The organism is Streptomyces sp. NPDC046862, from assembly GCF_040704615.1.
Classification (GTDB): domain Bacteria; phylum Actinomycetota; class Actinomycetes; order Streptomycetales; family Streptomycetaceae; genus Streptomyces.
This window is the reverse complement of record NZ_JBEYXP010000028.1, coordinates 38,594-63,915: the sequence shown is the minus strand read 5'-3', so window position 1 is coordinate 63,915 and position 25,322 is coordinate 38,594. Positions and strand designations below refer to the sequence as shown.

Below are 25,322 nucleotides of genomic sequence, written 5' to 3'. Positions count from 1 at the left end.
TCGGTTGACCACCGAATACGCCGAACACACCGCGGAGACCGCGGAGACCGCGGAGTTCCTCCTGCCCCGGTCGCGACAGGCCAACGAGCGGCTGCACGCCCTGATCCCCGGGGGCGCCCACACCTACGCCAAGGGCGACGACCAGTACCCCGAGAACATGGCCCCGGTCATCAGCCACGGCCACGGTGCCCATGTGTGGGACGTCGACGGCAACCGCTACGTCGAGTACGGCTCCGGCCTGCGGTCGGTCAGCCTCGGCCACGCCCACCCGCGCGTGGTCGAGGCGGTACGGCGGGAAATCGACCGCGGCAGCAACTTCGTCCGGCCGTCCGTCGTGGAGGTCCAAGCGGCGGAACGCTTCCTGGCCACGGTACCGACCGCCGAGATGGTGAAGTTCGCGAAGAACGGCTCCGACGCCACCACCGCCGCGGTGCGCCTGGCCCGCGCCGCCACCGGGCGCACGCGGGTGGCACTCTGCGGCGACCATCCGTTCTTCTCCACCGACGACTGGTTCATCGGCACCACGCCGATGTCCGCCGGCATTCCGGCGGCGACAAACGACCTCACCGTTTCCTTCCCCTACGGGGACCTGGCCGCCACGGAGGAGCTGCTCACCCGGTACCAGGACGAGGTCGCCTGTCTGATCCTCGAACCCGCCACCCACACCGAGCCGCCTCCCGGGTACCTCGCCGGCCTGCGCGAACTGGCCGACCGGCACGGCTGCGTCCTGATCTTCGACGAGATGATCACCGGCTTCCGCTGGTCCGAGGCGGGCGCCCAGGGCCTGTACGGCGTCGTCCCCGACCTGTCCACGTTCGGCAAGGCGCTGGGCAACGGATTCGCGGTCTCCGCGCTGGCCGGGCGCCGCGAGCTGATGGAGCGGGGCGGGCTGCGTCACTCCGGCGAGCGGGTGTTCCTGCTGTCCACCACCCACGGTGCGGAAACGCACTCCCTGGCGGCCGCGATGGCCGTGCAGACCACCTACGCCGAGGAGGGCGTCACCGCGCGGCTGCACGCCCTCGGCGAGAGGCTGGCCGCCGGTGTCCGCGACGCCGCGGCGAGCATGGGCGTCGGCGACCACGTCGTCGTCCGGGGCCGGGCCAGCAACCTGGTCTTCGCCACCCTCGACGAGAACCTTCAGCCGTCGCAGGAGTACCGCACCCTGTTCCTGCGCCGGCTCCTCGCGGGCGGGGTGCTGGCCCCGTCGTTCGTGGTGAGCAGCGCGCTCAGCGACACCGACATCGATCACACCGTCGACGTGGTGGCCCAGGCATGTGCGGTGTACCGGAAGGCACTGGACGCCGCCGACCCCGCCCCTTGGACGGGCGGACGACCGGTGAAGCCCGTGTTCCGCCGCTTGGCGTGACGTGACGTGATGTGACGTCAGCGCCGCTCCTGCCGACCGGCGTCGGCCGTCCGGTCAGCCGACCGAGCGGCCATCCCGTCAGCCAGCCGGTCGGCCACACGGTCGACCAGCCACGCGGTCGCCGGTATCACCGCCAGCGCGGTGCACCAGCCGCCGAGGACGTCGGTCGGGTAGTGCGCGCCCAGGGCGACCTGTGCCCAGCCCATGGCCGCGCCGGCGACCAGCGCCGCGGCGAGCACGAGTGAGGTACCGGCCGTCCTGCCGAGGCCGAGCCGGCCGGTCGCGAGCAGCGCCACCACGAGGGCGAGCGCGGTGAGGAAGGCGGTGTGCCCGCTCGGGTAGGACAGGTTGCCGTCGCCGTGGATGGTGCGCCCCACCAGGTGCTTGAGCAGCGTCGCCGTCACCACGCTCACGCCGACGCCGGCCACGACGAGCACCGCCGCGCGAGGACGCCGAAGCAGCAGGCAGCCCGCCACGACGGCCACGACCAGCATCGCCGCTCCCGCGGGCTCCCCCAGGAAGTCCAGGGCCAGAGCGACGTACCGCCACGGCGGCCGCACACTGTCCGCCGTCGGCTCGACGATCCACCGGTCCACCCTGCCGGGCTCGCTGTGACCGGCGTACAGGACCCCGATCACCACGACCACCAGCGCGGCGAGGGCCGCGATCAGCCCGAGCCGCACGCGCAGCGACGGGGGCAGCAGGGCTGCCCGGCCTGCTTTCGGTGACCTTGTCTGCCATGCGCGGCAGTGGTTCATGTCCCGGCGCTCCTTGGCTGCGAGGAACGCCCGCATCACTCGGCGGTGGAGGGGCGTTGCGGGTGGCGAGGTGGGTGCGGGGTGTCGTCGGCGCAGGTGGGGCTGTGGGATCAGGACGCCGGAGGTCTCCGAGGTCATCGTCGGTTCATTGTTCCTGACCTGTCGCGGTGACGTGCCCGATGCCCGGTTTTCATGGACTCGGCCCGTCCGTCCGCCCTGCCCTTTCCCCTCGCCGAACCGAGCACCGGGCGACGTCACCGTTCGGGCCGGACGAAGCGCACCGGTTCCGTGAGCACGGCGGTGGCGGACTCCGTGTCGGCCAGCCGGGCCGACAGCGTGGCCTCGGCCAGGCGTGGTGGAAGGGCTTCGCCAAACTTCAGGCCACGTACCGCCCGTTCGTCGACGTCCGGCAGACACAACCGGTCGGTCGCGTCCTTCTTCGTCTCGCTCCAGGTGTGCGCGGTGACGTCCTCGCGCAGCCGGATCCAGCGGTCGTTGATGTGTTGTCCCGGCACCGCGACCATGCCGAGAGTCGCGGCGAGTGTGGCGTTCGTACGGTGGCCCGCCCAGGTCCACCAGCGCACCTGTCCCTCCGTGTCCTGAATGATCAGGGTGCCTCCGGGATGCACCCGCTCCAGGTACTCCTCACGGGCCCGCCGCAGGGCGCTGGTCGCCCGCCCCGTCATCTTCACGGGCGGATCCTCACCCAGCAGTACCTGACGTTCCGCGCGGGTGAGCTCGCAGGAGCCGGCCGAACCGAATCCGGGACTGCTCCACTTGGCCTTGCCTCCCCCGTCGACGGGCTCGACGAAACAGCGCTTGCGCCGCCAGTCGATGTAGGTGACCTGCCAGCTCCGTCCGGCCAGCAGAAGCCGACGTGGGCCGTCGACCCGTTCGGTGAGGAGGCTGGGGTCGGTCCGGCCGATCTCCGTACGTCCCTGGAGGACGGTGAACTGCGGAGGCGCGGTGAACACCGCGGTGAGGTTCATGAAGTGGCGGTGTCCGAAGCGCCGTTCCGCCTCCGGGCCGATGAACAGCATGCCGCCGTCCCGGTCCAGGTACCCCTGGTCGACGAGGTGGCGCACGATCGGTTCGGCCGACCCGCCGAAGGGGCCGAGTCCGTTCCACCATTCCTGCCACAGGTGCTCGCCGACACGGTTCTCCTGAAGGCACAGGGCGAGAAGTTGCTGGGCGACGATGTGCCGGGGCTCCGGTGGTGCAACGACCCGTTCCACCCATCCTTGCGACCACTTGAGCAGCAGTCCGGCCGCTCCCAGGAGGCCTTCCTCGTCCAGGGCGAGGAACAGGCAGTTGCGTGTGGCGCCCTCTCGGCGTCCGGAACGGCCGAGCCGCTGGAGGAAGGAGGCCACCGAGGCGGGAGCGTCGATCTGGATGACCCGGTCCAGGTCACCGACGTCGATGCCGAGTTCCAGCGTGCTGGTGGAGATGATCACGCAGTCGCGGGCCTCGGCGAAGGCCGCCTCGGCACGTCGGCGCTCGTCGAGGGAGAGTGAGGCGTGCGAGAGAAAGGTGGTGACGCCCTTCGCCAAGAGCTTCTCCCCGAGTTCCTCCACGTAGCGCCGTGACTCGCAGAAGACGAGGCGCTTCTCGCCACGGTGCAGTGCGGCGATGACGGTGGCCGCGTTGTCGAGCGAGCCGACGTGGTCGAGTTGGACGTCCCCCGGTGGGACGGTGGCCGGTCCACCGGCTACTGCGGATTGAGACTCGACCCCGGTTGCCATGGGTGGGAGGTCGGAGAGGTGGGGGGCGATCACCTGCCCCGGCTGCTTGTTCGCCCCTGAGCCCTGCAGCCAGGTGAGCAGTGCGTCGGGATTGCCGACGGTCGCCGAGAGGCCGACACGTTGCACCGATCGGCCCGCGACCCGTTGCAGCCGTTCCAGTACGGCGAGGAGGTGCCATCCCCGGTCGTCACCGGCGAAGGCGTGCACCTCGTCCACCACGACGGCCCGCAACCCCGAGAAGAACGAGGCGTGGTCGACGTTGGCGCTCACCAGCATCGCTTCGAGCGATTCCGGCGTGGTGAGCAGGACGTCGGGACGTGCGGCGAGGATCCGTTTGCGGGCACCGGCCGTGGTGTCTCCGTGCCACAGGGCCGCGGTGCGGCCCAGCCAGGAGGTGTAGGTCTCCCACCGCGGCAGCAGGTTGTTCAGCAGCGCCTTCAGCGGGCAGACACAGAGGACGGAAGTGCCGCTCCACCGCTCCCCCGTCATCCGGGTCAGCAGCGGGAAAGCTGCTGCCTCGGTCTTGCCACCTGCGGTGGGAGCGAGCAGGACGGCGTCATCTCCGCAGACCAAGGGGGTGACGGCTGCTTCCTGGAGCGGACGCAGGCTCCGCCAGCCAAGGGTGTTGACGATGTGGTGGATGAGCGCCGGGTCCAGGTCTCCGGCGCTCACGGCAGCTCCAGTTCGACGACACCGGCATCCCCGGACGCGGCCGCGTTGCGTTCGGTCTCGGTGAGTTCCGACGAGGTGATGGTCAGTGCGTAGTGCGTGCGCGGGTCGAAGTCCTCGAACTCGTCGACGCGGTCGAGGACGTCGGCCACCAGCTTGCGCAGGAACACGCGGGGCGCGATGCCGACCTTGCCGCCGAGTCTGCCAGTGACGGCCCTGGCGAGCTCCGCCAGATACGCGTCGTCGACTCGCTCGGCCACCCGCTCGGGATGGCGAGCGATCTGGGCATACAGCTCGCGCACACTGCGGCCGAGTTCGACGAGCTGGGACAGGTCGAAGCCCGGGAGCCGGAGCTGGACGGCACGCGGGGAGTCGAAGCGCGGGTCGGTCGTGAAGTCCGTGGCCAGCCGTTGGGCGAGCGGAGGCAGCCGCTGCGCCCCCTGTTGCCCGTCGTAGAACGCCGGGGTTCCCGTGATGACGAGGAAGAGCCCCGGGAACCGGCCCGCGTCGATCTCGTCCAGCAGCTGCCTCAGCGCGTTGAGGCCCTTCTCGCGGACATCACCACGTACGCGTTGCAGGGTCTCGATCTCGTCGAGGACGAGGAGGAGGCCCGGGTGGCCGCAGTCACGCAGCACTGTGAGCAGCCCTTGCAGGAAGCCGAGGGCCGCAAAGTGGTCGAGGTCCCCTCGGACGCCGGCACTGCGGCGGGCGGAGGCCGCGACCGACTTCTGGCCTCCGAGCCAGGCGATGAGTGCTTCCGCCGTCGCCCCGTCTCCGGCGGCCACGGCCCGCCGGTAGCCGCGCAGTGCGGCCGCGAAGGCGGGGGTGGTCCTGGCGACGTCGGCGAGTCTGCGTTCCATGAGCGCGTCGACGGCCGTGGCGAGTGCCGCCTCGTTCTCCTCGTCCGTCTCCCCTGCGTCGAGGACTTCTTCCTCCAGTGTGTAGAACCACGAGTCGACGACCGCGCGCAGCGCGCTGGGCTGATGGGTGGCGGTCGCCAGACGCTCGGTGAGCCTGCGGTAGACCGTCTCCAGCCGGTGCAGCGGGGTCTCGGTCTCGGAGATCTGGACTTCGGCCGTGGCCAGTCCGGCACGTTTGGCGCGTTCGGCGAGCCACCGCGCGAAGAACGTCTTCCCGGAGCCGTACTCACCGCGGATGGCGTGGAACGCGGCTCCGCCTCGTGCCGTTGCTGCCAGGTCGTCGTCGAGCGCGGTCTCGAACCGGTCCAGGCCGACGGCGAGCAGATCCAGCCCGGCCTGCGGTACTGTGCCGCGCCGCAGCGCGTCCACGACCTCCCGCATGCGTACGGGGCTGGCCGGGGTCGCCGCGCTCATGACGTCCCCTTTCTCGACGACCCGGCTCTCGCTTCGTCCGCCAGGAACTGGTCCCGAAGCAGGGCGACGTCGAGCTTCACCGCGTGACCGGCGTCGACGAAGCCGAGGACCGGGTACCCCTCGACGTTGAGCAGGCGCTGCACGGTGGCGACGAAGCCCTCGATGTTGCGCCGTACCCGGCCGGTCGCCGAGATGGCCGCGGCCAGGGCGGCGGGTGACATGGTGCCCCCGGCTGCGGCCAGCGCGTCGATGACGGCGGCGACGACCTTGCCTTCCGGAGCCTTGCGCACGTATTCCTTCTGCGCCTCGTACACCTCGCCGGCCACCACGCGCTCGCCGAGGGTCGTGGGAGCGGGGGGTGCCTCGGGCGCCGCTTCGGGCATCACGACGTCGTCTGTCGCGAACAGTTCCTCACTCTGCCGGGGCGTGGGCTTCGCCGGTCGCCGCGCGGGTGGTGTGCCGCTTTCCGGCCGGGGCTCCGGCACGTCGACGGGCGCCGTGGTGGTGGCCTTCCACCAGGAGGGCGCGGCCTGTTCGCGGGGCAGCGGTTCCCAGTCGCGCGGGGCGAGTTCCTTCGAGGGGAGTAGGACGAGGACCGGGACGGTGATCTCGGCGAGGGAGGCCCCGCCGTGGTAGCCGGCCCGGCGTGCGGCGTACCGGATGTCCTCGTGCCAGGCGGCGGTGATGGTGCCGCCTCCTTCGAGGACACGCGGTCCGCTCAGCACGACTTCGCCGTCGCCAGCGTCGGTGTCCGGCCGCCAGCGCGCCGACCCGCCTCCGTCCTCGGCGGGGATCACCCGGCCCCGGCCACGGTCGATGACGTGTCCGTGGTCGGCGACGAGGACGACGGGACGTGCGTAGCTGCGGGCGGCGGCCAGGAGTTCCCGCAGGTAGGTGATGTCGCCGAGGGACCATGTGGTGCGCTGCCCCTGCTGGCCGGAGTCGAGCGCGTCGTCGATGGTGTTGAGGACGACGCCGACGACCCCGTCGGAGGCGAGGGCTGAGGTGAGTTCCTGGGCGAGGAAGCGGCCCGCGTCTCCCCCTATCGACGCCTTGTGGAAGAGGACCGCGTCCTTGCGCCGCTTCTTCCAGAAGGCCGCGAACCCGGAGGCCTCGGTGGACTGTCCTCCTTGGGTAGCCGTGCCGCTGAGCAGGGACGCCCGGCTGGTGCGGGTGATCGAGGGCAGCATGGAGACGGCTGCGAGGCGGGTGCGCCGTCCGCCTTCGTCGGGCCGGGGCACGATCTCCTGCCAGCCCTCCCGTTCGGCTTCTTCCCCCAGTTGCGCGGCGACGGCGCTGCTCATCCCGTCGAGCACGATCACCAGAGGAGGTCCGCCTGCCGTCAGGGGGCGGACAACGGTGTCGAGGACGTTCTCGAGGACCAGGCAGCCGCCCGGTTGTTGGGCGGTGGCGTTCGCGGCCCAGCCGGCCAGGTGCCGGGCGAACTGCTCGTCGAGCCGTTCACGCTGTACCCGTCCGTGCTCGTAGAGGTCGCGCAGGCTCTGTGCGACGGCCGGGTCGCCGCCGGGGTCGCCGGCCCAGAGAACGGCCAGCGCCCGGTCGGCCCACCCCCACTCGGCGGCATGGTCGCGCACGCCCGCTGCCACGGATGTCGCCGCGGGCGGTCCCTGGCGCAGCCAGCGCGCGAGACGCACGGCCATCTCGGCGACGCGCACCCGGTCGGCGAGGAGCCCGGCCAGGGCGTGTCCGGTCAGCTCGGCGAGTGCGGCCTCGCCGTGTGCGGGGGACCTGTCAGCGCCCTCGACGACGGCGGCGAGCTGGGCGGCGAAGCTGGACAGGAGGAAACGGCTGCCGTGGAGGCCGGCGGTGAGACCGGCGTCCCGGGCCAGTTCGTCGGCGCGCTGCAGCACGGCGAACACTCGGTGGCGCACGTCGAGGGAACCCGCGGCCTCTCCGATCCAGCGCAGGAGGGTGCCCTCCACCGCGTCGGTGAAGGCGCCGATCTCGCCCCGGCGCGGACCGGCCTTGCCGAACAGGCCGCCGACGGCGAGGGCCACGTCGGGGTCGGCGGCGGGGTCGCGCAGCGCGGCGCCGAGCAGGCCGAGGGCCATCGCGTCGTGTCCCCGCCCGATCTCGGCGAGGGCGAGCAGGACCGGCACGGCGGGCCCTGCGACCTCGCCGAGCCACTTCTTCAGCTCCGCGCGTTCGGCGTCGCCGAGTTCGGCGAAACGGCGCGGACCGGCGGGGGTGCGCGACCAGGCGAGCAGTACGTCCGCGTCCACGGCGGCCTCCGCCGTGGCGTGGGGTGAGATGTCCGGGTGGTCGAGGCCGAGGCGTTCGACGACCAGGGTGCGCAGAGCGGCGTCCCGGGTGAGGACGCCCGCGGTGCGCGGCCATCCCCGTCCGGCGGGTTCGGCGTCGACGAGTGCCTGCAGGAGCCAGTCCTCGCGGTACATGCGCACGTCGAGTCCGGTGGCCCCGAACCGCTGCGTCACGATCTCGGCCTTCTCGACGGTGAGGGTGCGCCGGTGCACCGCGTGCCCGCGCAGGTCCCAGCCGAGCTGGTCGTCCTCGACACCGGTGGTGACCACCAGCAGGTCACCGGGCGCGGCCTCGTCGCGGTGGCTGTGCCAGGCGGCCAGGATGCCGAGGACGGAGGACTCGTCGCGCACCGTGACGCGTCGGGTCCGTTCACCTACCTCGGAGGTGAAGGTGGTGGCCGAGCCGGCCGCGTACTGTCCGTGGATCAGCACGAGGCTGTGTTCGGCCAGTTTCTTGGCGTGCCGGTCCAGGAGCGCCTCGACGGTGCGCCGTCCCACCTGCGGCAGGAGCGCCATCAGCGTTCGGTCCCCTTCTCGTCCTGGTCGGCCGCTCCGGCCTCGCGTTGGGCGTCCTCGATCACCTGCCAGGTGACCTGGACGCGGCTACCGGGGTGTTCGGTGAGGAAGCGGCGAATGTCGTCGCTGAGTCCGTCGACGGTGGCCGCGAGCGTGGTTTCCAGCCGGGTGGGTTCGACGACGTAGGTGGCGGGACGACGGGCGGACTCGGCCGCGTAGCCCACGCGCGGGTCCCGCGGGGCCGGTCCGGAACGCGGGGCGTCCCGGACCGGCGTGGCGGGGACGGCGGGAGCCATGGGCACCGGGGGTGTGCCGTGCTCGGTCAGGCGTACGTCCTCCGCGGTCGGCTCGGCCGGCGGAACGGGGTCGACCGGCCGGGCCGCCTGGGCGAGCCGGGTGGCCTCCCGCATGAGGGCTACGGCCGACTCCTGCAGCGAGTCCAGCACCGGGACGAGGGACTCGTCCTCCTCGTGGGCGCCCGCCGCCCGGCGGACGGTGTCCAGCAGCCGCTGCGCCCGGTCGCCGACGCCGTCGTCCCGGCCCGCGAGTTCGCGGACCATGTCCAGGTCGGACCAGCGGCTGTCGCGCTGTGCCCGCAGCACTCGCAGCACTTCGGGGGCCTGTTTGAGGGCGGCACCGATCTCACGGTCCGACACCTCGTAGGAAGCGCCCGCCAGTTCCTCCGTGAGAGGGGTGGCGGCGGTGGTGCGCAGCAGCCGGGCGATCAGGTCGGCGGCGGCCTTCGTGGACTTCAGCCGTGGCGCGTCCACGCCGCCGGGTCCTTCGAGACCGAGCCGTACGGCGTTGTCCTGGAGCAGTGTCCGCGTTTCCCCCACGGCGGTGCGGTGCTCTTCGGCGACGGCGCGTACCTGCGCGGCGAGACGCGAGACGTTCCTGGCGAACAGCACGGGCGACACGCTCTGCCCGAAGACGGCCCCGGCGCGTCGCAGTGCGGTGGTGAAGGTGTCCTCGTCGGGGAGGGCGACAGCCCGCAGACCGTGGCCGGGGATGATGCGGTCCAGTTCGGGGGCCTGCGGCACGACCTGGGTCTGGTAGATCCAGGTGCGGTCGTCGAGCAGCGCGTAGGTCGCGATGATCAGGTTGCCGACGGTGCGGTCGAGGCCTTCGTAGCCGAGCTCGGTGATCCAGTCGCGGATCGTCTCGACGGCGATGTCGTCGCCGGTGTCGGGGTTCTCCGCGGCCTTCTTGTTGATGCGCAGCCGCCAGTCGTTGCTGACGTTGAGCGGTCCGTCGTGGACCTCGCCGAGGCCGAGCGCGTGCACGATCTTCCTGACGACGGGCAGGTGGTGGCTGTCCACGACGACCCGCCGGGAGCCGTCCTCCATCGCGCGGGCGATCCACTCCATGGTGGTCTTCAGCTCGCGCGGGGTGATGGCCTTGCGGGTCAGCCGCGGGTCGAAGTCGGGGTGCTTGGGGTAGCGGGCGGCGAACATGCCGTCGGCGAGCAGCAGCAGGTTCTGCTCGAAGCCGACCGACGGCTCGGGCCGGGTGCGGGTGAAGCCCGGCAGCAGGGACACCAGGTGCTGCCCGTCGGGCACGGTCGCGCCGACGGTCTCTGGCTCGGCGCGGTTGATCCCGTACAGCTGGAGCAGCGCTTCGGTGAGGTGGCCGCTGATGTTGTCGCGGGACGCCTTGAGCTGGTTGCGGATCTGTGCCCGCTCCTCGGCGGGGCGGGTGGCGGTGTGCTCGTCGAGCCGGTCGCGCTCCAGCAGGTAGTTGATCTTCAGCAGCCGGCCGAGCTGCCTGGAGGTCTGTTCGGAGAAGAAGTCGGGCAGCCAGACCAGCGTGGGCTCGGTGCGGCCCGCGCGCCGGAGCCGGTCGACGCGCTGGAGGTCGTCGACGGGGCCGTGATCGCCGTCGTCGAAGGGGTAGTCGAAGACGATGCGGAGGTTCCCGGCCTGCTGGGGTGCGAACTCGTCGTCGGGCAGGTGGGTGTCGCGCACGTTGCCGAAGATGAACTCGACGGTGCGTTTGGTGCCGCGCCAGACGACGTCCCGTTCGCAGACGAAGGGCTGGGTGTCCTGGATGCCCAGCTCGTGCCAGAGCTGGTCCTTGATCCACTGCCGTCGGTAGCCGAGCTGGTCGGCGACGCCCTGCACCTCTTCGAGGAGCGGTTCGACGTCGATGTCGGAGAGGTGCAGGTGGAAGACGGGGTCGGTCCTGTCTCCGTCGCTGCGCAGCTCGCTGTCGAAGGAGACCTGCAGTTCCCTCAGCCGCTTGGCGGCGACGGAGCCGGCGTCTCCCACACGGGTGCGGATCGAGCCGTGGTTGAGCGCGGCGAGCCGGGTGCCGGTGAGCCGGGTCAGGGCGGGCACGTTGGGTGCGAGCGCGGCCAGCAGCAGCGTCTTGACGATCCGCTCGTCGGCCTGGAACCGTTTGTCGCCGGGGGTCTTGTACTTGCGCAGCAGTTCCTCGCGCACCCGCCCGTGGAAGTCGTCGGCGGTCTCCGCGTCCTTGCGCAGCCGGGGGGTGAACGCGGCTCCGGAGCGGTGGGCGATGACGTCCCACAGGTCGCCTAGCGGGATGAGTTCCCCGAGCTTCAGGTCTTCGCGGCGACGGCGCAGCAGCTCCTGGACGAGTTTGAGGCCGGTGCGCTCACGCTGGAGGGCACCCGACAGGTCGACGAGGACGTTGAGGAGCGCCGGGGAGAGCGGGTACAGCTCCCGGAAGTCGTCCCAGGAGGCCTCGGTGCGGCCCTGCGCGTCCAGGAGGATCTGCCGGACCTCGTCGCCCGACGACTCGACGAGTTTGAACGCGTCGTCGCGCACCGACTCCATCCCGGGCTTCGGGGCGAGCACCCGGTGCTTGATGATCTCGACGAGGTTGCTGTCCTCGAGGTCGACGACGTTGAACCGCTCGGCCAGGTACTCGATCTGGGCTTCGAGGTTGGTCACGTCGGCGCCGACGACGTCCGAGCCGATCAGCTGGGACAGGTCGCGCTGGCGGGAGACGAACGACACGATCGGCACCGGCCGGCCGCTGTCCCCCGACTCGATGAGCTTGACCAGCCGCTGCACCTGGTCGCGCACGAAGTCCTGGTTGCCCATCTTGGCCTGGAGCCACAGGACCAGTTCGTCGAGGAAGAGGACGACTCCGGTGTAGCCGAGGGACTGGGCGTGCCGGGAGATGACCTTGAGGCCGTTCTCCAGCGGCAGGAACGCGCTGGCTTCGCCACGCATGCCCTGCGCGTAGGCAGCCATGGGGCCGCTGAGCAGGGCGGAGACCAGCCGCTCGCGGTACGGGTCGTCGGGCCCGCCCGCGAACGCCCGGTCGAAGTCGGCACTCGTCCACGTCCCGGCGGGCAGCGCCGCGGCCTCGCCGTCGATCATCGGCATGTCGTCCGGGTCGGCCTCCACGGGCGCGGCCGCGCTCGGCGTGAGGGCCGCGGCCCCCTTGCCGAGCCACTGCAGGAACTTCGCGTCGTCGCCGAGGAACTCCCGCTGGGTGCGGGCGTCGGCGAGCAGCGCGTCGGCCCGGTAGACGGGGGGCAGCGGCTGGTCGGGGTGAAGCTCCCGCACCGTGTGCACATAGCCGCCGAGCAGCGCGGAGTCGAGGTCGGCGGAGCCGACGAGGTGGTACGGCACCATCAGGAACCGGCTCCGCCGCAGCCACTCGTCGTGCGGCGCCACGACCTCCATCAGCCGGGACTTGGTGCGGACGGCCGGGTGGTTGTTGAGCACGGCGTGCAGCACGGTCAGGAAGTGGCTCTTGCCGGAGCCGAAGGAGCCGTGCAGGTAGGCGGCTTCCGAGTTGCCCGACCTGACACAGGCCGCCACGATGTCCAGCGCCTCCCGGAACGCCTTCTGCAGCTGATCGGTGACCACATACTCGGCCACCCGTGCGTCGGTCTCGCTGAAACCCTGAGAGAGCTCGATCTTGAAATCGCCGGCATGGACGTCTTCCTTGATCTCGATGACGTCCTTCAGCAGGAGCTCACTCGTGGGCATCAGGCGGTCAGTCCCTCTCTCGGCTCGCGGTTCAGCTACGCGGCTCGCGCACTGATCGATGCTTCCCCATCCTGCCAGGTGGCACTGACACGGAGGCCCGTCGATACAGATTCTCCGTACCGCACAGTGCCCACGGGATCACAGGCAGCTCCCTCTGGGTAGGGTCGGCGCGGGATCTGTCGGTGGTACGAGGAGCGGGGGCGACGGCGGATGGGGTGGCGCGAGGAGATCGCCGCGGCCTTGGACGAACTGGTGGCGATCACGGGCGGCACCGGCAAGCAGCCACGCTGGCAGCGGGTGGGGCGCGCGGTCCGCACCCAGGAGGCGGGCTGGTACGCGGTGGACCTGCGCGGCTCCGACATCGGACCGGACCAACTGGACGCCCTCCGGCTCGCGGGCCCCGAGGCGGACGGCATCGAGACGAAAGGGTTCGCCGTCGCGGAGACGGTGCAGAACGGCTCCCTGCTCACGCTGAAGGTCGCCGAGTTCGCCGACCTGACGGACACGTATCTCTGGCTGCTCAAACAGCCGCCGACCTTCCTCGTCGAGGCGCTGCGCGACGGCATCGCCGGGCTGGGCGACGCACCGCTTGCGGGCGCCCTGGCGGGAGGTTCGATCGGCGGCGCGTCCTCACCCGCACCGGACCCCCCAGGATTTCACCCGGCACAAAGGGACGCCTACCGCGCATGCCTGGGCCAGGGCGTGCATCTGGTGTGGGGTCCGCCGGGCACCGGCAAGACGACGGTGCTGAAGCGCGCCATCGGTGACCTGATCGCCCAAGGCGACCGGGTGCTGCTGGTGTCCGCCACCAACATCGCCGTGGACAACGCCCTGTTGGGTGTGGTGAAGGAGAACAGGCACGGTCCGGGTGACATCGTCCGCGTGGGCCCGCCGCAGTTGCGGGAGGTCGCCGACAACCCCGAGGTGTCGCTGCCGCTCATGGTGCGTGAGCGCCTGGCCGAGACGGCCGAGCGGCGGCGCGGGATCGAGGCCGCGCTGGTGGACGTCCGGACCCGCGCGGCGGAACTGGCCGCACTGGACGCCTCCCTCGTCCGCTTCGATCCGGCCGCGTACTTCGACGCACTGAAGCTGCTGCGCATGCCCGGCCGGGATCCGGAGTCCGCACGGGAGCGGGCGGAGACGGCGGCGGCCCTGCTGGAGGAGGCCGTGGCGACCCGGGACGCGGCGCAGCAGGCCGCGGTGGCGGCCGAGCGGCGCCGGGACGCGGCGGAGGAGTCGCGCGGGAAGTGGGCCGAGGTCGACCGGCTACGCAAGGAGCAGTCCCGCATCCTCAAGGCCGCGGAGCGCAAGCAGGCCGATGCGCTGATGACCGAGGACCACCTTCGCGAGCTGCGTGAGGAGCTGGGACAGCTCGACGCCCAGCGGTCGGTGGCCCGGTGGCGGGCCCGGGAGAAACGGCAGGAGCTGCGTGAGCAACTGTCCCTCACCGAGGAGGACGTCACCCGCACACGCCGGGCGGCACAGGCCGCGCGCACCACGGCCGACGCGCACGTCGTCGCGCTGGAGAAGGAACTGGCGGACCTGGTCGCCGGCATCACCCACACACCCGAACGGATCACGGCTGTGGAGCAGGCGCTCGCCTCGGCGCAGTCCACGTACAGGTCGGCCCTGGACCTCGTGGCCGCCCGCCGTGAGGAGACCACCCTGCTGGAACAGTCCGTCGTCCGCGCCCTGGACGCCGCGGAGCTCACCGCCCGCGCCGAACAGCAGGACTGGCCCGCCCGCCACGCCCGCGCCGAGGGGTTACGGCCCCGGGTGACGGCCGACACCGCCCGCCGCTCCACGCTGGAGGAAGAGTTCCAGCAGGTCCAGGAGGAGTACGAACGCCTCGCCCGCAACGCCCAGGGCGAGATCATCAAGAGCGCGAAACTGGTCGCCACCACGCTCGCCCGGTTCCGCACCAACAAGGCCGTCTTCGAGGGCCCGTACGACGTGGTCCTGGTCGACGAGGCGGGTGCGGCGACACTGCCCGAGGTGATCCTCGCGACGGCGAAGGCGACCCGTACGGCCGTCCTGCTCGGCGATTTCATGCAGCTCGGCCCGGTCATCGAGGAGCGGCTGAAAGATCTCGACCGTCCGGACGTCAAGCGCTGGCTGCTTCCGGACGTCTTCCAGCACTGCGGCATCCAGGACCCTGAGGACGCCCGGCGGCACCCGGCCTGCGTCACCCTGACGGAACAGCACCGTTTCGGTCCGGCGGTGATGAGCCTGGCCAACTCCCTCGCGTACGGAGGAATGCTGCGAGGCGGCAAGCAGACCGCGGCACCACGGCCTCCCGACGACCCGGAGATCGTCGTCGTCGACACCGACGGACTGCACGAACTGGCCAGGCCCCACCTGACCGGACGCCGCAGCGGCTGGTGGCCGGCCGGGTCGCTGATCGCCAGGGCACTGGTGGAGTATCACCGCGCGAAGGGCGAGGACACCGGCATCGTCACCCCCTACGGCGTCCAGGCGGAGGCGACTCTGGAGGCCATGCGGGACGTGGAGAGCGGCGGCGGCACGCTGGCGGAGGTGGGCACGGCGCACCGCTTCCAGGGCCGGGAGTTCCCGGTCGTCGTCTTCGACACGGTCGAGGGCGCCGACGGCCGGGACCTGTGGATGTCACTGGCACACCGGGAGCCGGGCGCGTCGGACTGGGCACGCAACGGCGTGCGCCTGTTCAACGTGGCGGCCACCCGCGTCCAGACCCGCCTCTACGTCATCGGCAGCTGGGAGCGCATACGGTCCGCGAAGAACGGCACGGCCTTCACCCACCTGGCCGCACTGGTCGGCACCCCGGGCGTACGACGCCTGCGGGCCGGCCACCTGATCACTCCCCCGCACGAGGACGCGCCGAACCTCGGCGAGTTCGGCTCCGCCCTCGCAGACGTGCTCGCCCGGCATGTCGAGATCACGGGCATCGACGACGAGACGACGTTCTTCAGCACCTTCGAGGACGAGATCCGCCAGGCCAGCGCCTCGCTCTGGCTGTGGGCGCCATGGGTCGCGAACCGGGTACGCGGCATCCTGCCCCTGTTGCGCGAGGCAGCCGGTCGCGGCGTACGCGTGACCGTGTTCATCCGCGACGACACGGACCAGCTCCAGGCCCGCCCGGACAGCCAGAGTCTGATCGCGGACCTCCGGGCCGTCGTCCACACAGTAATTCCTGTCAACTTCATGCACCAGAAGATCGCGGTGATCGACGAGCGGACGGTGATGATCGGCAGCCTCAACACCCTCTCCCAGTCGTGGACCCGCGAGGTCATGGTGACGATCCGCGGCGGCCACTTCGCCCGCAAGATCCTGGAGCACCAGCACGCCGAGCTGTTCACCCGTCCACCGAAGTGCGCCCGCTGCGGCGGCAGGAGCATCGAACTGCGCCGCCGTAGGAGTGGCGTCTGGTTCTGGCGCTGCTACGACACAGTCTGCAAGACGGGACGGAACGGCCGGAGCAACGCCTGGAACCAGGACATCAGGCTGGGCGGGGGCAGGCACTGAGGCCACGCGTCCACCGTCACCTGCTGTCAGCCCCGAACACCCGTCGCGCACTCGGCCCAGACGGTCTTCCCGGGTCCGGGGCGGTCGAGTACGCCCCAGTCGGCGGCGAGCGCGTCGACGAGGACCAGGCCACGGCCTCCGTCCTCGTCCGGAGGCTGTGGGCGAACGCACCGCCGCGGAATCGCCGAGTGGCTTGGGAGTCCCAGCGACACGCCGCTTTCAGGGCGTTTCTCTGGGACTGAGAAGCCAATTGGTCTCCTCTGGGGATTGGCCAACGGCGTCTCGTCCGCGCCGGGAGCCCTGCGCACCGGCAGGGCGGGGTGAGTGTCGGTCACCTCGATCCGGATGACGCCTCGGCCGGCGTCGCAGGACAGCGACAGGGCGAAGTCCCGTCCGGGTACCCGGCCGTGGAGGACCGAATTCGCCGCGAGTTCGGCGACGACGAGGACGACGGTGTCGTGCGTCTCGGTGCCGTACGGGTGGCCCCACTCGGTGAGCCGGTGCGCGGCGAGCAGCCGGGCGAGGCGCGCACCACGCCGGGTGGCGGAGAAGCGCTGCGCGAACGTGAGGGCGGGGGTGGGGCTTTGGGTGTGAGGGGCTTGCATGCGGCCCACCTTCGCGGGAGGCGAGGGCCCGTCGGCAGGTCCGGCGCTGATACAGATCACGCTGTACTGGTTCACTCGCTGGACTGGGTCGGTCGCTGTACGTGACTATGGCCGTGTCGGACGTGGCGCAGCGCGCCCGGCACACGGTACGCGGGGTGCTCGGGTCCGGCAGGGGATACGACCGGCCCGACAGCACGAGGGCACAGGGAAGGCGGCTGCGATGGTGACCGACAACGGCGTGGGGGCGGGCGGGGGTTCCGGACAAGCCGGGGGCAACGGAAGCTGCGAGCCGGAGCTCTCGGACAGTCTGAAGACGTTCGGCGCGGTCCTCAAGGCTTTACGAGAGGAGGCCCGCCTGACGCAGGAGCAGTTCGCCCCGCTGGTGCGGTACTCGGTCGCGCACATCGCCAAGATCGAACAAGGCAAGCGCTTCCCGCCACGGGATCTGCTGGAGCGGTCGGAGAAGGTGCTGGGGGCGGTCGCGGGGCGGGTTCTGCGGGCGGCGGCACGGAGTCTGACGCGGAAGGCGGGGCTGGCGTCGTGGTTCCGGCAGTGGGCGGGGATCGAGGAGGAGTCGATCTCGCTTTATGCGTATGAGTGCACCGTGATTCCGGGCTTGCTCCAGCCGGAGCCATACATTCGCGCGCTCTTCGACCGGCGACTTCCGCCTCTGTCGGAGGAGCAGTTCGAGCAACAGGTGATGGCCCGACTTGAACGTCAGCGTCTCCTGACGGAGCGGCCGAACAGCACCTTCAGCTTCATCATCGAGCAGGCCCTGCTGGATCGCCGCCTGGGAGGCGAGAGCGTCACACACGCGCTGCTCAGCAGCCTCCTCGATGTGGGCCGTCTCCGGAACGTCGAGATTCAGATCATGCCTCGGGTCCAGGAGGATCACTCCGGTTTCGAGGGCCCCCTCTACCTCGCCGAGACGGCGGAGAATCGATGGGTGGGCTACGTCGAAGCGCACGACTGCAGCATGCTCGTCACCGACACAAAAGCCGCAAGCGCCATGCTTCAGCGCTATGGCAAGATGCGCTCGCAGGCTCTGAGTCACCACGCCACCGCGAGCCTGCTGGAGCAGATGCGAGGAGCGCTATGAGCACCACCGAACTTGCTTGGTTCAAGAGCAGCTACAGCGGCGGTGGGGGCGGCAATTGCGTCGAGGTCGCCGTGCGCACCGAGGCCGTTCTCGTCCGGGACTCGAAGGACACGGACAGGAAGGCGCTGGCCGTTTCCCGCGATGCCTGGTCGGCGTTTGCGGCGCTGGCGGCCGACTCGCGCGTCTGAACTTCCGGTGGGGCAGCGCGCGTTGCTGCCTCACCAACCTCTACGGCTACTCGGCATCCAGCGCGGGTTGCTTCGCAGCCGCCTTCCGGCCACGCGTCTTCCGCACCGGACGCCACGCCTTCAGCTCCTCCACACCGACCTGGTGCTTGCGGAGCTGGTTCTCGTACTCAGCCTCCAGCTCCTCCGCCGGTACGTCACCCCACTCGTCGTCGTACTCGCCGTGCCACTGCTTGACCCACGGCATGACCTCGTGGAGACCGGCGATCAGGGGAACGACCCGTTCGGAACTCCAGCCGTCCCGAGTGGTACGGGCAGCAAGCAGTTCGAAGAGGGCCTGTGCCTGGTCCTTGTGATCCCAGCCCGCCCACCCGAGCATCAGCGTCGAGTCGCTGTCGGGCCCGGCCTCGGGGTACGAGATGAACCGCTCCTTCGGCACGTCGAGCTTGCCGCGGTTCGACCAGTAGGAGGCGCGAGTGAAGTCGGCGGACGTGTACTTGGGCGGTACGGGGATGTCGAGCCGCTGCCCCGTCCTGTCCTCCTCGCGCTGCTGCCGCCAGACCTCTTCCCACTGGGCACGCTTGCGCAGGCCGGGGTCCTTGTAGCGCATCGCGGCGAGGTAGGGCACGTGCTCGTCGGCGATCACGTCGGACAATATCTGCGCGAGGGGCAGATCGGGCTTGCCGAGGTGGTCGGAGGCGTAGAGCGCGGCGACGGCGGTGAAGTCCTCGTCCGTACTGAGCTGGTCGGCAAGGTAGTTGACGGTCATGGGGCGAGGTCGCTTGAGCCCGTTCCGGACGTCGTACCACAGCTCGGACTTCTCGCACCGGTCCAGCAACCAGTTCCGCAGCGCGGCGCGTTCCTTCTTCTCCCACGGCTCGGCGGCCCAGCGCCGCTTGCACTCAGGGCGCTCGATGAGGGCGATGTCCTTGCGGGAGTTGATGATGTCGATACGCGCCTGGACGATCTCGCGGTACCAGTCGGGCCAGTGGGCGGGAATCTCGGTGACGGGGGTGGAACCGTGCCGCCTGAACCACTGCTCGACGGCCTCATCCCGCTCAGCGCTGGGTGCGATGACTAGCTCGAAGGCGCGTTGCCCCAACTCCACATCGGGGCATTCAGCAAGGCGTCCCGAAGGAACGGTAGTCCTCGCCACCTCGGCCGAACTAAGCAGTCCGTAGAGACCATATACCTGCCAGTCCAGCTCTTCCTGCAAAGCGATCATGCCGCAACGAACGCGGTCGAAACTGGAACGTGCGTCGCTAAGAAGGCTCCTCAGCGGAACTTGCTGCGCAGCCACAGCGGCGGGCTCACACAGCGCCATCTTGCGCGCCGCAGCGTCCAACATGCGCCCGAGCGTAAGCGGGAGCTGCTCGGGTAGAGGGAATTCCTGCAGCTTAGTACCGGTGAACTCGTAGAAGCTCTCCCAGGCGTACCGTCCCGTGGACCGCTCACCTCCTCGATTTCCCTTGTCCTGGCTAACCTGCTTCAGCCAGAAACAAGCAGTAGAAGAGTTCAGCACCCCCAACAGCTCCAGATGCTCCCCCTCCCCAACATCACCAGGCAACCTGATGACTGGAGCAGTCCGGATAAACACTTCAGCATCCCGGCGAAGCGCAAAGTGATTATGAGTCGACACAAAGGGAAAGCTGATCAGCCACTTGGCCCAGTATCGCAACGGAGAGAAACTTGAATACTCATACCAAGTCAAGCCCTGCTCTTCTTGAGTCCCAGAAAGAGCCCTGCGCAGCTTTAGAAGGGTCCGATTTGGCCAGAGCTCCCGAAGAGTCGAGAGGTCACCTTCGGCCGAGCGCGAGGAGTCCGAGTACGGAAAGATAGATTCTGTTCCCGGGCCCAGGCCCCAGTCCCGAACATCTCCACCGCCAAGAATCGGACGAACTTTATCGGCCGACACTCCCTTGCGCCGCCCGAAGCCATGACCGACCAGATAGGCGTCATCTTCCCTGGTGACAGCGCAGAAGCCGATGTTCTCCACCCTGTCACCGAGCTTACCTTTCCGCGCATCGTTCAGATGTTGCATCAAGGCCCCTGCTCCGCCCCCGCTCAATGACCACGGGAAGTCCGCCAGCTGCGCACGCCTCAGATCGTCAACGCTCACCCATTCCGAGCCCTCACCCGGTCGGCGAACCAGCTCCACAATGGATTGCCAGACGGCCCCCTGAGCGGCAATTTCCGGTTGCTGCGGCTCACCCCGCAGCCCCAGAACCGCTCGGACAGAGTTCCTCTCACTCGGCACTCGATTACGCCCCACGAGGATCACCGTCGGAGTGCCGTGCCCAGGAATATATGCACCCGAGGTGTCAATCACATGCGACAGCTCGACGCGTTCCCAGAAGACGGTCTCAATCAGCTTCTTCCCGAACTCGCGCTTCATGAAGGAATTCGCGGTGATCTGCCCCACGAAGCCGCCGCCGCCCGCGGTTCCCCCAGCCCCCTTGATCGCCAACTCGAAGAGTCGCTGCGCGAAAGGCACTGAAAGCGCGTACTGACCAACGCTGGCGTCGTAGCCCTTCTTATAGTTCTCTTTCTCCTGCTTATCCTTAACCGTAATATAAGGCGGATTCCCCACCACCACGTGATAAGATCCCCGCCCCAACAGATCAACCCTCTTCGCGTACTCCCACACATCCTCCGTCGAGTACGCGAACGCCCCCTCTTCCCGCCCGATCTGCACCTCGGCGAACAACGTGTCCAGGTCCGTCTGCATACCCGCCGCGTCCCGCCCGTGCAGCAGAGAGTCCCCCACCGCCACGTTGATCGGGAACGGCGGCGCGTCCTTCAGCCTCTCCGCCCCCGCCGCCCGCATCGCCGCCACCAGCAACCGGAACCGCGCGATGCTCACCGCGTACGGGTTCTTGTCGCAGCCGTGCACCGACTCCAGGGAGCGGCGCACCAGCGTCCAGACATCCGTCCCCGGCTCAGCCGCGCGCCACTTGGCGAACAGCCGGTGGAAGATGCCGAGCAAGAAGTGCCCGGACCCACAAGCCGGGTCGATAGTCCTAAGGCCGCGCCGTTCCTCGCCATCAGGGCCCTCCCACACCGGGTTCAGGCCGAACGCGTCCGTGGACACCGCCGGTTCAAGCGTGAGGTCGAGGATGAACTCCTCCACGAACTCCGGGGTCTGAAGCAGCGCGTACGTCTTGCGGGCGTGCTCGCTGAGGTCCTGGTAGAGGTCGCCGAGGAAGCGGGTGTCCCACTCGGAGTCGGTGAAGTCGTAGCGGATCTTGCCCTCGGCGCCCCACCGCCGCCAGAAGGACAGCAGCTCGGTCGCCGCCTCGTAGCTGAGCTCTATGTCCCACAGGGGGTTGTGGGCCTTGTCGAAGAGGCCGGCCGCCGTGTCATTCGCCTCGCGAATGGCGTCGAACGCGGCGAACAGCCAGTCGCGGTTGTTCTTGGTCGGGTTCTCGCGGAAGTACGCCTCGTGCCGGGCCTCCGCCTCCGCCAGCCGCTCCCCCGGGCCGGCGATGAACGGCTCGTCGATGAGGCCGTTGTCCTCGCAGAAGCGGACGAAGACGCAGGCCAGCGCCCAGGCGGCGGCGGACTGGGTGACCCGCTCGTCGCGCCAGGCACCGTACGTCGCCGCGGTGCGCCGGGCCTCGCGGGCGTGCCGGTACTCGGCCTCCAGGCGGTCGCGGATCTCGTCCACGGACTCCGTGCGTGCCCGCAGGTCGTCCTCCAGCGCCGCGACCTGCCGCTTGAGGTCCTTGAGCAGGGCCGCCGGGTCCACACCAGCCTTGACGTCCGTCACGTTCCGCTTCCTTCTCGATGCACTGCGCGTTCCCCACGGCTCCCTCGTCCACCCCGGTCGTCCCGCGCCAAGACCCCAATCCTGCCAGGCCACACCCGGTGGACGCAGGGAACCTCTGGTGCGGAAAGGTTCCCTTTCCCCCCGATCACGTCGATAAAGTGATCGTCGTGACGGCTCCGACGACTTCCGCCGCCCCGCCCCCGGCCTTCCGGGCGGCGAGCGGCCATCACTACCACTCGGCCAGGCTGGCAGCCACGGGCCGGTTACGCATCGCGGCCGACCATTCGGCCGGGCTGGCCGCCGAGTGCGCGATCAAGGCGATCCTCCTCGACTACCTGGGTTCCCGGCTGAACGACAAGCAGCGGCCGTACAACAAGGACCTGGAGCTGAGCTCGCAGCCGAACCCACCCGGGGGCAAGTGGCGCAAGCAGGACCGCAAGGAGTACCTGCACGAGCACCTGCCCGACCTGTGGGGGCAGTTGACGACGATCCTCGACCGTCGACGGGCGCGTGAGACAGGGGTCCTGTTTCTGCGGCTGATCGGACAGAACCCCTTCCACGACTGGGACGTGTCCGGGAGGTACTGCGACGGTACGACGATCAGCGACGCGGATCTGGACCGGCATCTGCGAGCGGCGTACGACCTTCTCGCCGCGCACGAACAGGCGCGCGTCCTGGGAACCGGGGCCCTCGCATGACGACACCCACCGCGGGCTTCGACAGCGCGTGGCTGGCCGCGCGGAAAGTGGCCGAGGACGCGGCGAGGCTCGGCCGTGACGTCGTACTGGCCCGTGACCTGCTCGGCAGGTCCTCGCTCCTGATCGACGACATGCAGCAGCAGCTCGCGCTTGACTCCCCCGAACTCACCGCTCTGCGCGAGAGGTTCGCCGAGGCGACCCGGCCGTTCACCGGGGTGGAGCCGGTACAGACCGCGCGCTCCATGTTCGCGCCGGAGCTGTTCTTCACCGCACCGGAACTGACCGAGGTGAGCCCGCGCGCCGAAGGAGTCGGCAGGATCTGCACACTGGAACGCACGGTCGTCGGGGCCGACTGGCTGCACCACGGCGATCACGATGACGACGAAGGGTCCGGCACGCCGGCCTCCCGGCGGGACCGGCGCGTGGCCCTGTACGGGTTCAAGGGCGGGGTCGGCCGGTCGACCGCGACCGCCGTCCTGGCCCGTTACCTCGCCGACCTGGGCCGATGTGTGCTCGTCGTCGACCTCGATCTGGAGTCGCCCGGTGTGTCCAACCTGCTCTCGGACGACGCGGGGAGACCACGGCACGGCATCGTGGACCACCTCGTGGAGGCCGCCGTCGACAACGCCGACCACCTCGAACTCGTCGGGCGCGCCTCCCTCCTCAACTACCAGGGCAACGGAGAGGTGTTCCTCGCCCCGGCCTGCGGACTGCCGCTGGAGGGACAGCCCTACACCTACCTGTCGAAGCTGAACCGCATCTACACCGACCTGCCGGCCACCGGTGACGACGGCTCCCCGCGCCCGTTCGCCGTGCGGCTGGAGCAGGCCATCGCCGCCTGCGAGGACCAGGTCGAACGGCTCGCGCGGCGGCCCGACCATGTCCTGCTCGACAGCCGCGCAGGAATACACGACATCGCCGCCGTCACGCTCACCCGGCTCAGCGGACTCGCCCTGCTGTTCGCCGTGGACAACCCGTCCACCTGGGAGGGGTACCGGATGCTGCTCTCCGAGTGGCAGCGCCGGCCCGACCGCGCCCGTGAACTCAGGGAGAGAATCAGGATCGTCGGCGCGATGTTCCACTCGGCGGGCGACACCGAGCGGCTGGGCGTGCTCACAAGGAACGCCTACGACCTGTTCGTGGACACGCTGTACAACCTCCCCGACGAGGACGAACCCGAGCCGTTCTACTCGCCCGACGGCCAGGTGGACGACGCCCCCTACGCGGCGATCCCCATCCTCTTCGGCAACGACCTGGTGGGCCTCGACCCGTTACGCAGCCGCCGCTGGCAGGACCTGCCGTTCGTGGAGGCGGCATACAGCAGGTTCACGACTACGGTGAAACGTCTGCTGCCCGAACCGCACGAGGACGCGTGATGAGCGAACCGACGCCCGCCGACTACCGCAAGCTGCTGATCGAAGCGCTCGGCTCCGCTCCTGACGCGAACACCACCGGCCCCGGTCTGCGGACCCTGTTCACTCCGTCCTCGCACCGGCTCGCGCTGGACCCGGACGTCACCGTGGTGCGCGGGGCGCGCGGCACGGGCAAGACCTTCTGGGCCAAGGCACTGGTCGACGGGCGGCTCAGGGAGATCGCCGCCGCCTCGTACATGATGCCCCGGCTCCGCCGCACCCGGGTCACCACCGCGTTCGGGCTGGAGAGCGAGCACGCGGGCGAGCCCCCCTTCCCGTACAAACGGACCCGGGAGAGGCTCGTGACGGACGGGGTGGCTCCGGAGGACCTGTGGGCGGCGATCGTCCTCATGGCCCTGGAGGTTCCGGAGATCCGCCGCGTCGAGGGCTGGGCCGAGCGGGTCCGCTGGACGCGGGACAACCCGGAGGTCTACGACACGGCGATCGCCAGGGCAGACCGTGAGAGCCGTGAGCGCGGCGAGACACGTGTGCTCCTCTTCGACGCCCTCGACCACCTGCACGGTGAGCGCGGGCAGACGGACCGGCTGCTGTCCGGGCTGTTCCAGCTGGCCCTGGAACTGCGCCTGACCACCGGCACCCTGAGGGCAAAGATCTTCGTACGGCCGGACATGTACGAGAACGCCCCGAAGATGTTCGCCGACGCCTCCAAGCTCGGCGCGAACGCCACGGATCTGGAGTGGAGCCGGGAGAACCTCTACGGGCTGCTCTTCCATCAGCTGGGCAACCATCCCACCCCTGAGGCCGAGAAGTTCCGCAGAGCGACCGGCGCCTGGCGGCAGGAGGACGGCCGTTACGTCGCCCCCGTCGATGTCATCGCCGACCAAAAGCGCCAGGAGGAGGTGTTCGTCACGCTCGCGGGACCGTTCATGGGCACGGACCGACGCAAGGGCCACACCTACACCTGGGTGCCGAACCACCTCCAGGACGGCAAGGGCCGGGTCAGTCCTCGTACGTGGCTGAAGGCTCTCTGCAAGGCCGCCGTGCTGACCGGGGAACGACACGCCGGGCACCAGGTCCCCCTCCACTACGACGCCATCCGCGAGAGCCTCAGCTCCGCCGCCGACAGCAGGGTGGCGGAACTGCAGGACGACATCGGCTGGGCGGCCCTCGCGGTCGAGCAGTTGGAGAACACGCAGGTCCCGCTCCAGGCCTCGGCCGTCCAGTACGCCTGGCACCAGGGCTCGCTGGTCAGCAAGGTACGGGAACAGCTCAAGGACGAACGCTCCGGCAGTGGTCCACGGAATCTGGACAATCCTGTGGCGCTGCTGGAGGAGCTCATCGAGCTGGGAGTGATGACCAGGCGCAGCGGAGAGGCGATCGATCTGCCGGACATCTACCGGCTGGCGTTCGACATCAGCCGCAAGGGCGGTGTGCCTCGTATGCCGGTCAACTGACCG

The 25,322-nt window shown here is 69.9% G+C and carries 14 protein-coding genes; 7 read left to right on the top strand and 7 right to left on the bottom strand.

Annotation, left to right across the window (positions count from 1 at the left end; all coding sequences use genetic code 11):
- Window positions 1–4: 4 nt before the first annotated feature.
- Window positions 5–1,366, top strand: a complete 1,362-nt coding sequence (locus AB0959_RS28595; RefSeq protein WP_366829479.1) for a glutamate-1-semialdehyde 2,1-aminomutase — start codon at window positions 5–7, stop codon at window positions 1,364–1,366.
- Between the two features lie 17 nt (window positions 1,367–1,383).
- Here the strand turns inward: AB0959_RS28595 and AB0959_RS28590 are convergent, their stop codons facing one another.
- The 5 genes from AB0959_RS28590 to AB0959_RS28570 all read right to left on the bottom strand — a co-directional run bounded on the left by AB0959_RS28590 (window position 1,384) and on the right by AB0959_RS28570 (window position 12,635).
- On the bottom strand, window positions 1,384–2,124 hold the full coding sequence (locus tag AB0959_RS28590) for a phosphatase PAP2 family protein (protein WP_366829543.1): 741 nt from the start codon (window positions 2,122–2,124) through the stop codon (window positions 1,384–1,386).
- A 254-nt stretch (window positions 2,125–2,378) separates the two neighbouring features.
- Window positions 2,379–4,538 carry a DEAD/DEAH box helicase gene (locus tag AB0959_RS28585; protein WP_366829478.1) on the bottom strand — a complete coding sequence of 720 codons (2,160 nt, stop codon included), beginning with the start codon at window positions 4,536–4,538 and terminating at the stop codon, window positions 2,379–2,381.
- Window positions 4,535–5,869: a BREX system ATP-binding protein BrxD gene (gene brxD, locus AB0959_RS28580; RefSeq protein WP_366829477.1), complete on the bottom strand. Its 1,335-nt coding sequence runs from the start codon at window positions 5,867–5,869 to the stop codon at window positions 4,535–4,537. The genes AB0959_RS28585 and brxD overlap by 4 nt, the downstream gene beginning before the upstream one ends.
- On the bottom strand, window positions 5,866–8,667 hold the full coding sequence (gene pglZ, locus AB0959_RS28575; protein WP_366829476.1) for a BREX-2 system phosphatase PglZ: 2,802 nt from the start codon (window positions 8,665–8,667) through the stop codon (window positions 5,866–5,868). The genes brxD and pglZ overlap by 4 nt, the downstream gene beginning before the upstream one ends.
- The gene (locus AB0959_RS28570; protein WP_366829475.1) at window positions 8,667–12,635 is read right to left on the bottom strand and encodes a PglY protein; all 3,969 of its coding nucleotides are present in this window, start codon (window positions 12,633–12,635) and stop codon (window positions 8,667–8,669) included. The genes pglZ and AB0959_RS28570 overlap by 1 nt, the downstream gene beginning before the upstream one ends.
- A 210-nt stretch (window positions 12,636–12,845) precedes the next feature.
- Here AB0959_RS28570 and AB0959_RS28565 point away from each other — a divergent pair, with 210 nt between their 5' ends.
- Window positions 12,846–16,136, top strand: coding sequence for an AAA domain-containing protein (locus AB0959_RS28565; protein WP_366829474.1), 3,291 nt, complete (start codon window positions 12,846–12,848; stop codon window positions 16,134–16,136).
- 26 nt (window positions 16,137–16,162) lie between these two features.
- Here AB0959_RS28565 and AB0959_RS28560 read toward each other — a convergent pair whose 3' ends face one another.
- Complete coding sequence (locus AB0959_RS28560) at window positions 16,163–16,741, bottom strand: ATP-binding protein (protein WP_366829473.1); 579 nt, start codon at window positions 16,739–16,741, stop codon at window positions 16,163–16,165.
- A gap of 220 nt (window positions 16,742–16,961) precedes the next feature.
- Here AB0959_RS28560 and AB0959_RS28555 point away from each other — a divergent pair, with 220 nt between their 5' ends.
- Window positions 16,962–17,840 carry a helix-turn-helix transcriptional regulator gene (locus AB0959_RS28555; RefSeq protein WP_366829471.1) on the top strand — a complete coding sequence of 293 codons (879 nt, stop codon included), beginning with the start codon at window positions 16,962–16,964 and terminating at the stop codon, window positions 17,838–17,840.
- Window positions 17,837–18,028 carry a DUF397 domain-containing protein gene (locus AB0959_RS28550; protein WP_366829470.1) on the top strand — a complete coding sequence of 64 codons (192 nt, stop codon included), beginning with the start codon at window positions 17,837–17,839 and terminating at the stop codon, window positions 18,026–18,028. Before AB0959_RS28555 ends, AB0959_RS28550 begins: the two co-directional genes overlap by 4 nt.
- Before the next feature lie 46 nt (window positions 18,029–18,074).
- Here AB0959_RS28550 and pglX read toward each other — a convergent pair whose 3' ends face one another.
- A complete protein-coding gene (pglX, locus tag AB0959_RS28545; protein WP_366829469.1) occupies window positions 18,075–21,794 on the bottom strand; it encodes a BREX-2 system adenine-specific DNA-methyltransferase PglX in 3,720 nt (1,239 codons plus the stop codon).
- Between the two features lie 167 nt (window positions 21,795–21,961).
- Here pglX and AB0959_RS28540 point away from each other — a divergent pair, with 167 nt between their 5' ends.
- The 3 genes from AB0959_RS28540 to AB0959_RS28530 are packed head-to-tail and all read left to right on the top strand — an operon-like array spanning window position 21,962 to window position 25,319.
- On the top strand, window positions 21,962–22,492 hold the full coding sequence (locus AB0959_RS28540) for a hypothetical protein (protein WP_366829468.1): 531 nt from the start codon (window positions 21,962–21,964) through the stop codon (window positions 22,490–22,492).
- Window positions 22,489–23,868: a P-loop NTPase gene (locus tag AB0959_RS28535; RefSeq protein WP_366829467.1), complete on the top strand. Its 1,380-nt coding sequence runs from the start codon at window positions 22,489–22,491 to the stop codon at window positions 23,866–23,868. The genes AB0959_RS28540 and AB0959_RS28535 overlap by 4 nt, the downstream gene beginning before the upstream one ends.
- Window positions 23,868–25,319 (top strand): hypothetical protein, encoded by a 1,452-nt coding sequence (locus tag AB0959_RS28530; protein ID WP_366829466.1) that lies wholly within the window; start codon window positions 23,868–23,870, stop codon window positions 25,317–25,319. Before AB0959_RS28535 ends, AB0959_RS28530 begins: the two co-directional genes overlap by 1 nt.
- The last annotated feature ends 3 nt before the right edge of the window (window positions 25,320–25,322 follow it).

Excerpts from the sequence above, each read along its gene's own strand:
- AB0959_RS28590 (WP_366829543.1), bottom strand. The coding sequence starts at position 2,124 with ATGAACCACTGCCGCGCATGGCAGACAAGGTCACCGAAAGCAGGCCGG.
- brxD (WP_366829477.1), bottom strand. The coding sequence starts at position 5,869 with ATGAGCGCGGCGACCCCGGCCAGCCCCGTACGCATGCGGGAGGTCGTG.
- pglZ (WP_366829476.1), bottom strand. The coding sequence starts at position 8,667 with ATGGCGCTCCTGCCGCAGGTGGGACGGCGCACCGTCGAGGCGCTCCTG.
- AB0959_RS28570 (WP_366829475.1), bottom strand. The coding sequence starts at position 12,635 with ATGCCCACGAGTGAGCTCCTGCTGAAGGACGTCATCGAGATCAAGGAA.
- AB0959_RS28565 (WP_366829474.1), top strand. The coding sequence starts at position 12,846 with ATGGGGTGGCGCGAGGAGATCGCCGCGGCCTTGGACGAACTGGTGGCG.
- AB0959_RS28560 (WP_366829473.1), bottom strand. The coding sequence starts at position 16,741 with ATGCAAGCCCCTCACACCCAAAGCCCCACCCCCGCCCTCACGTTCGCG.
- AB0959_RS28555 (WP_366829471.1), top strand. The coding sequence starts at position 16,962 with ATGGTGACCGACAACGGCGTGGGGGCGGGCGGGGGTTCCGGACAAGCC.
- AB0959_RS28550 (WP_366829470.1), top strand. The coding sequence starts at position 17,837 with ATGAGCACCACCGAACTTGCTTGGTTCAAGAGCAGCTACAGCGGCGGT.
- AB0959_RS28535 (WP_366829467.1), top strand. The coding sequence starts at position 22,489 with ATGACGACACCCACCGCGGGCTTCGACAGCGCGTGGCTGGCCGCGCGG.
- AB0959_RS28530 (WP_366829466.1), top strand. The coding sequence starts at position 23,868 with ATGAGCGAACCGACGCCCGCCGACTACCGCAAGCTGCTGATCGAAGCG.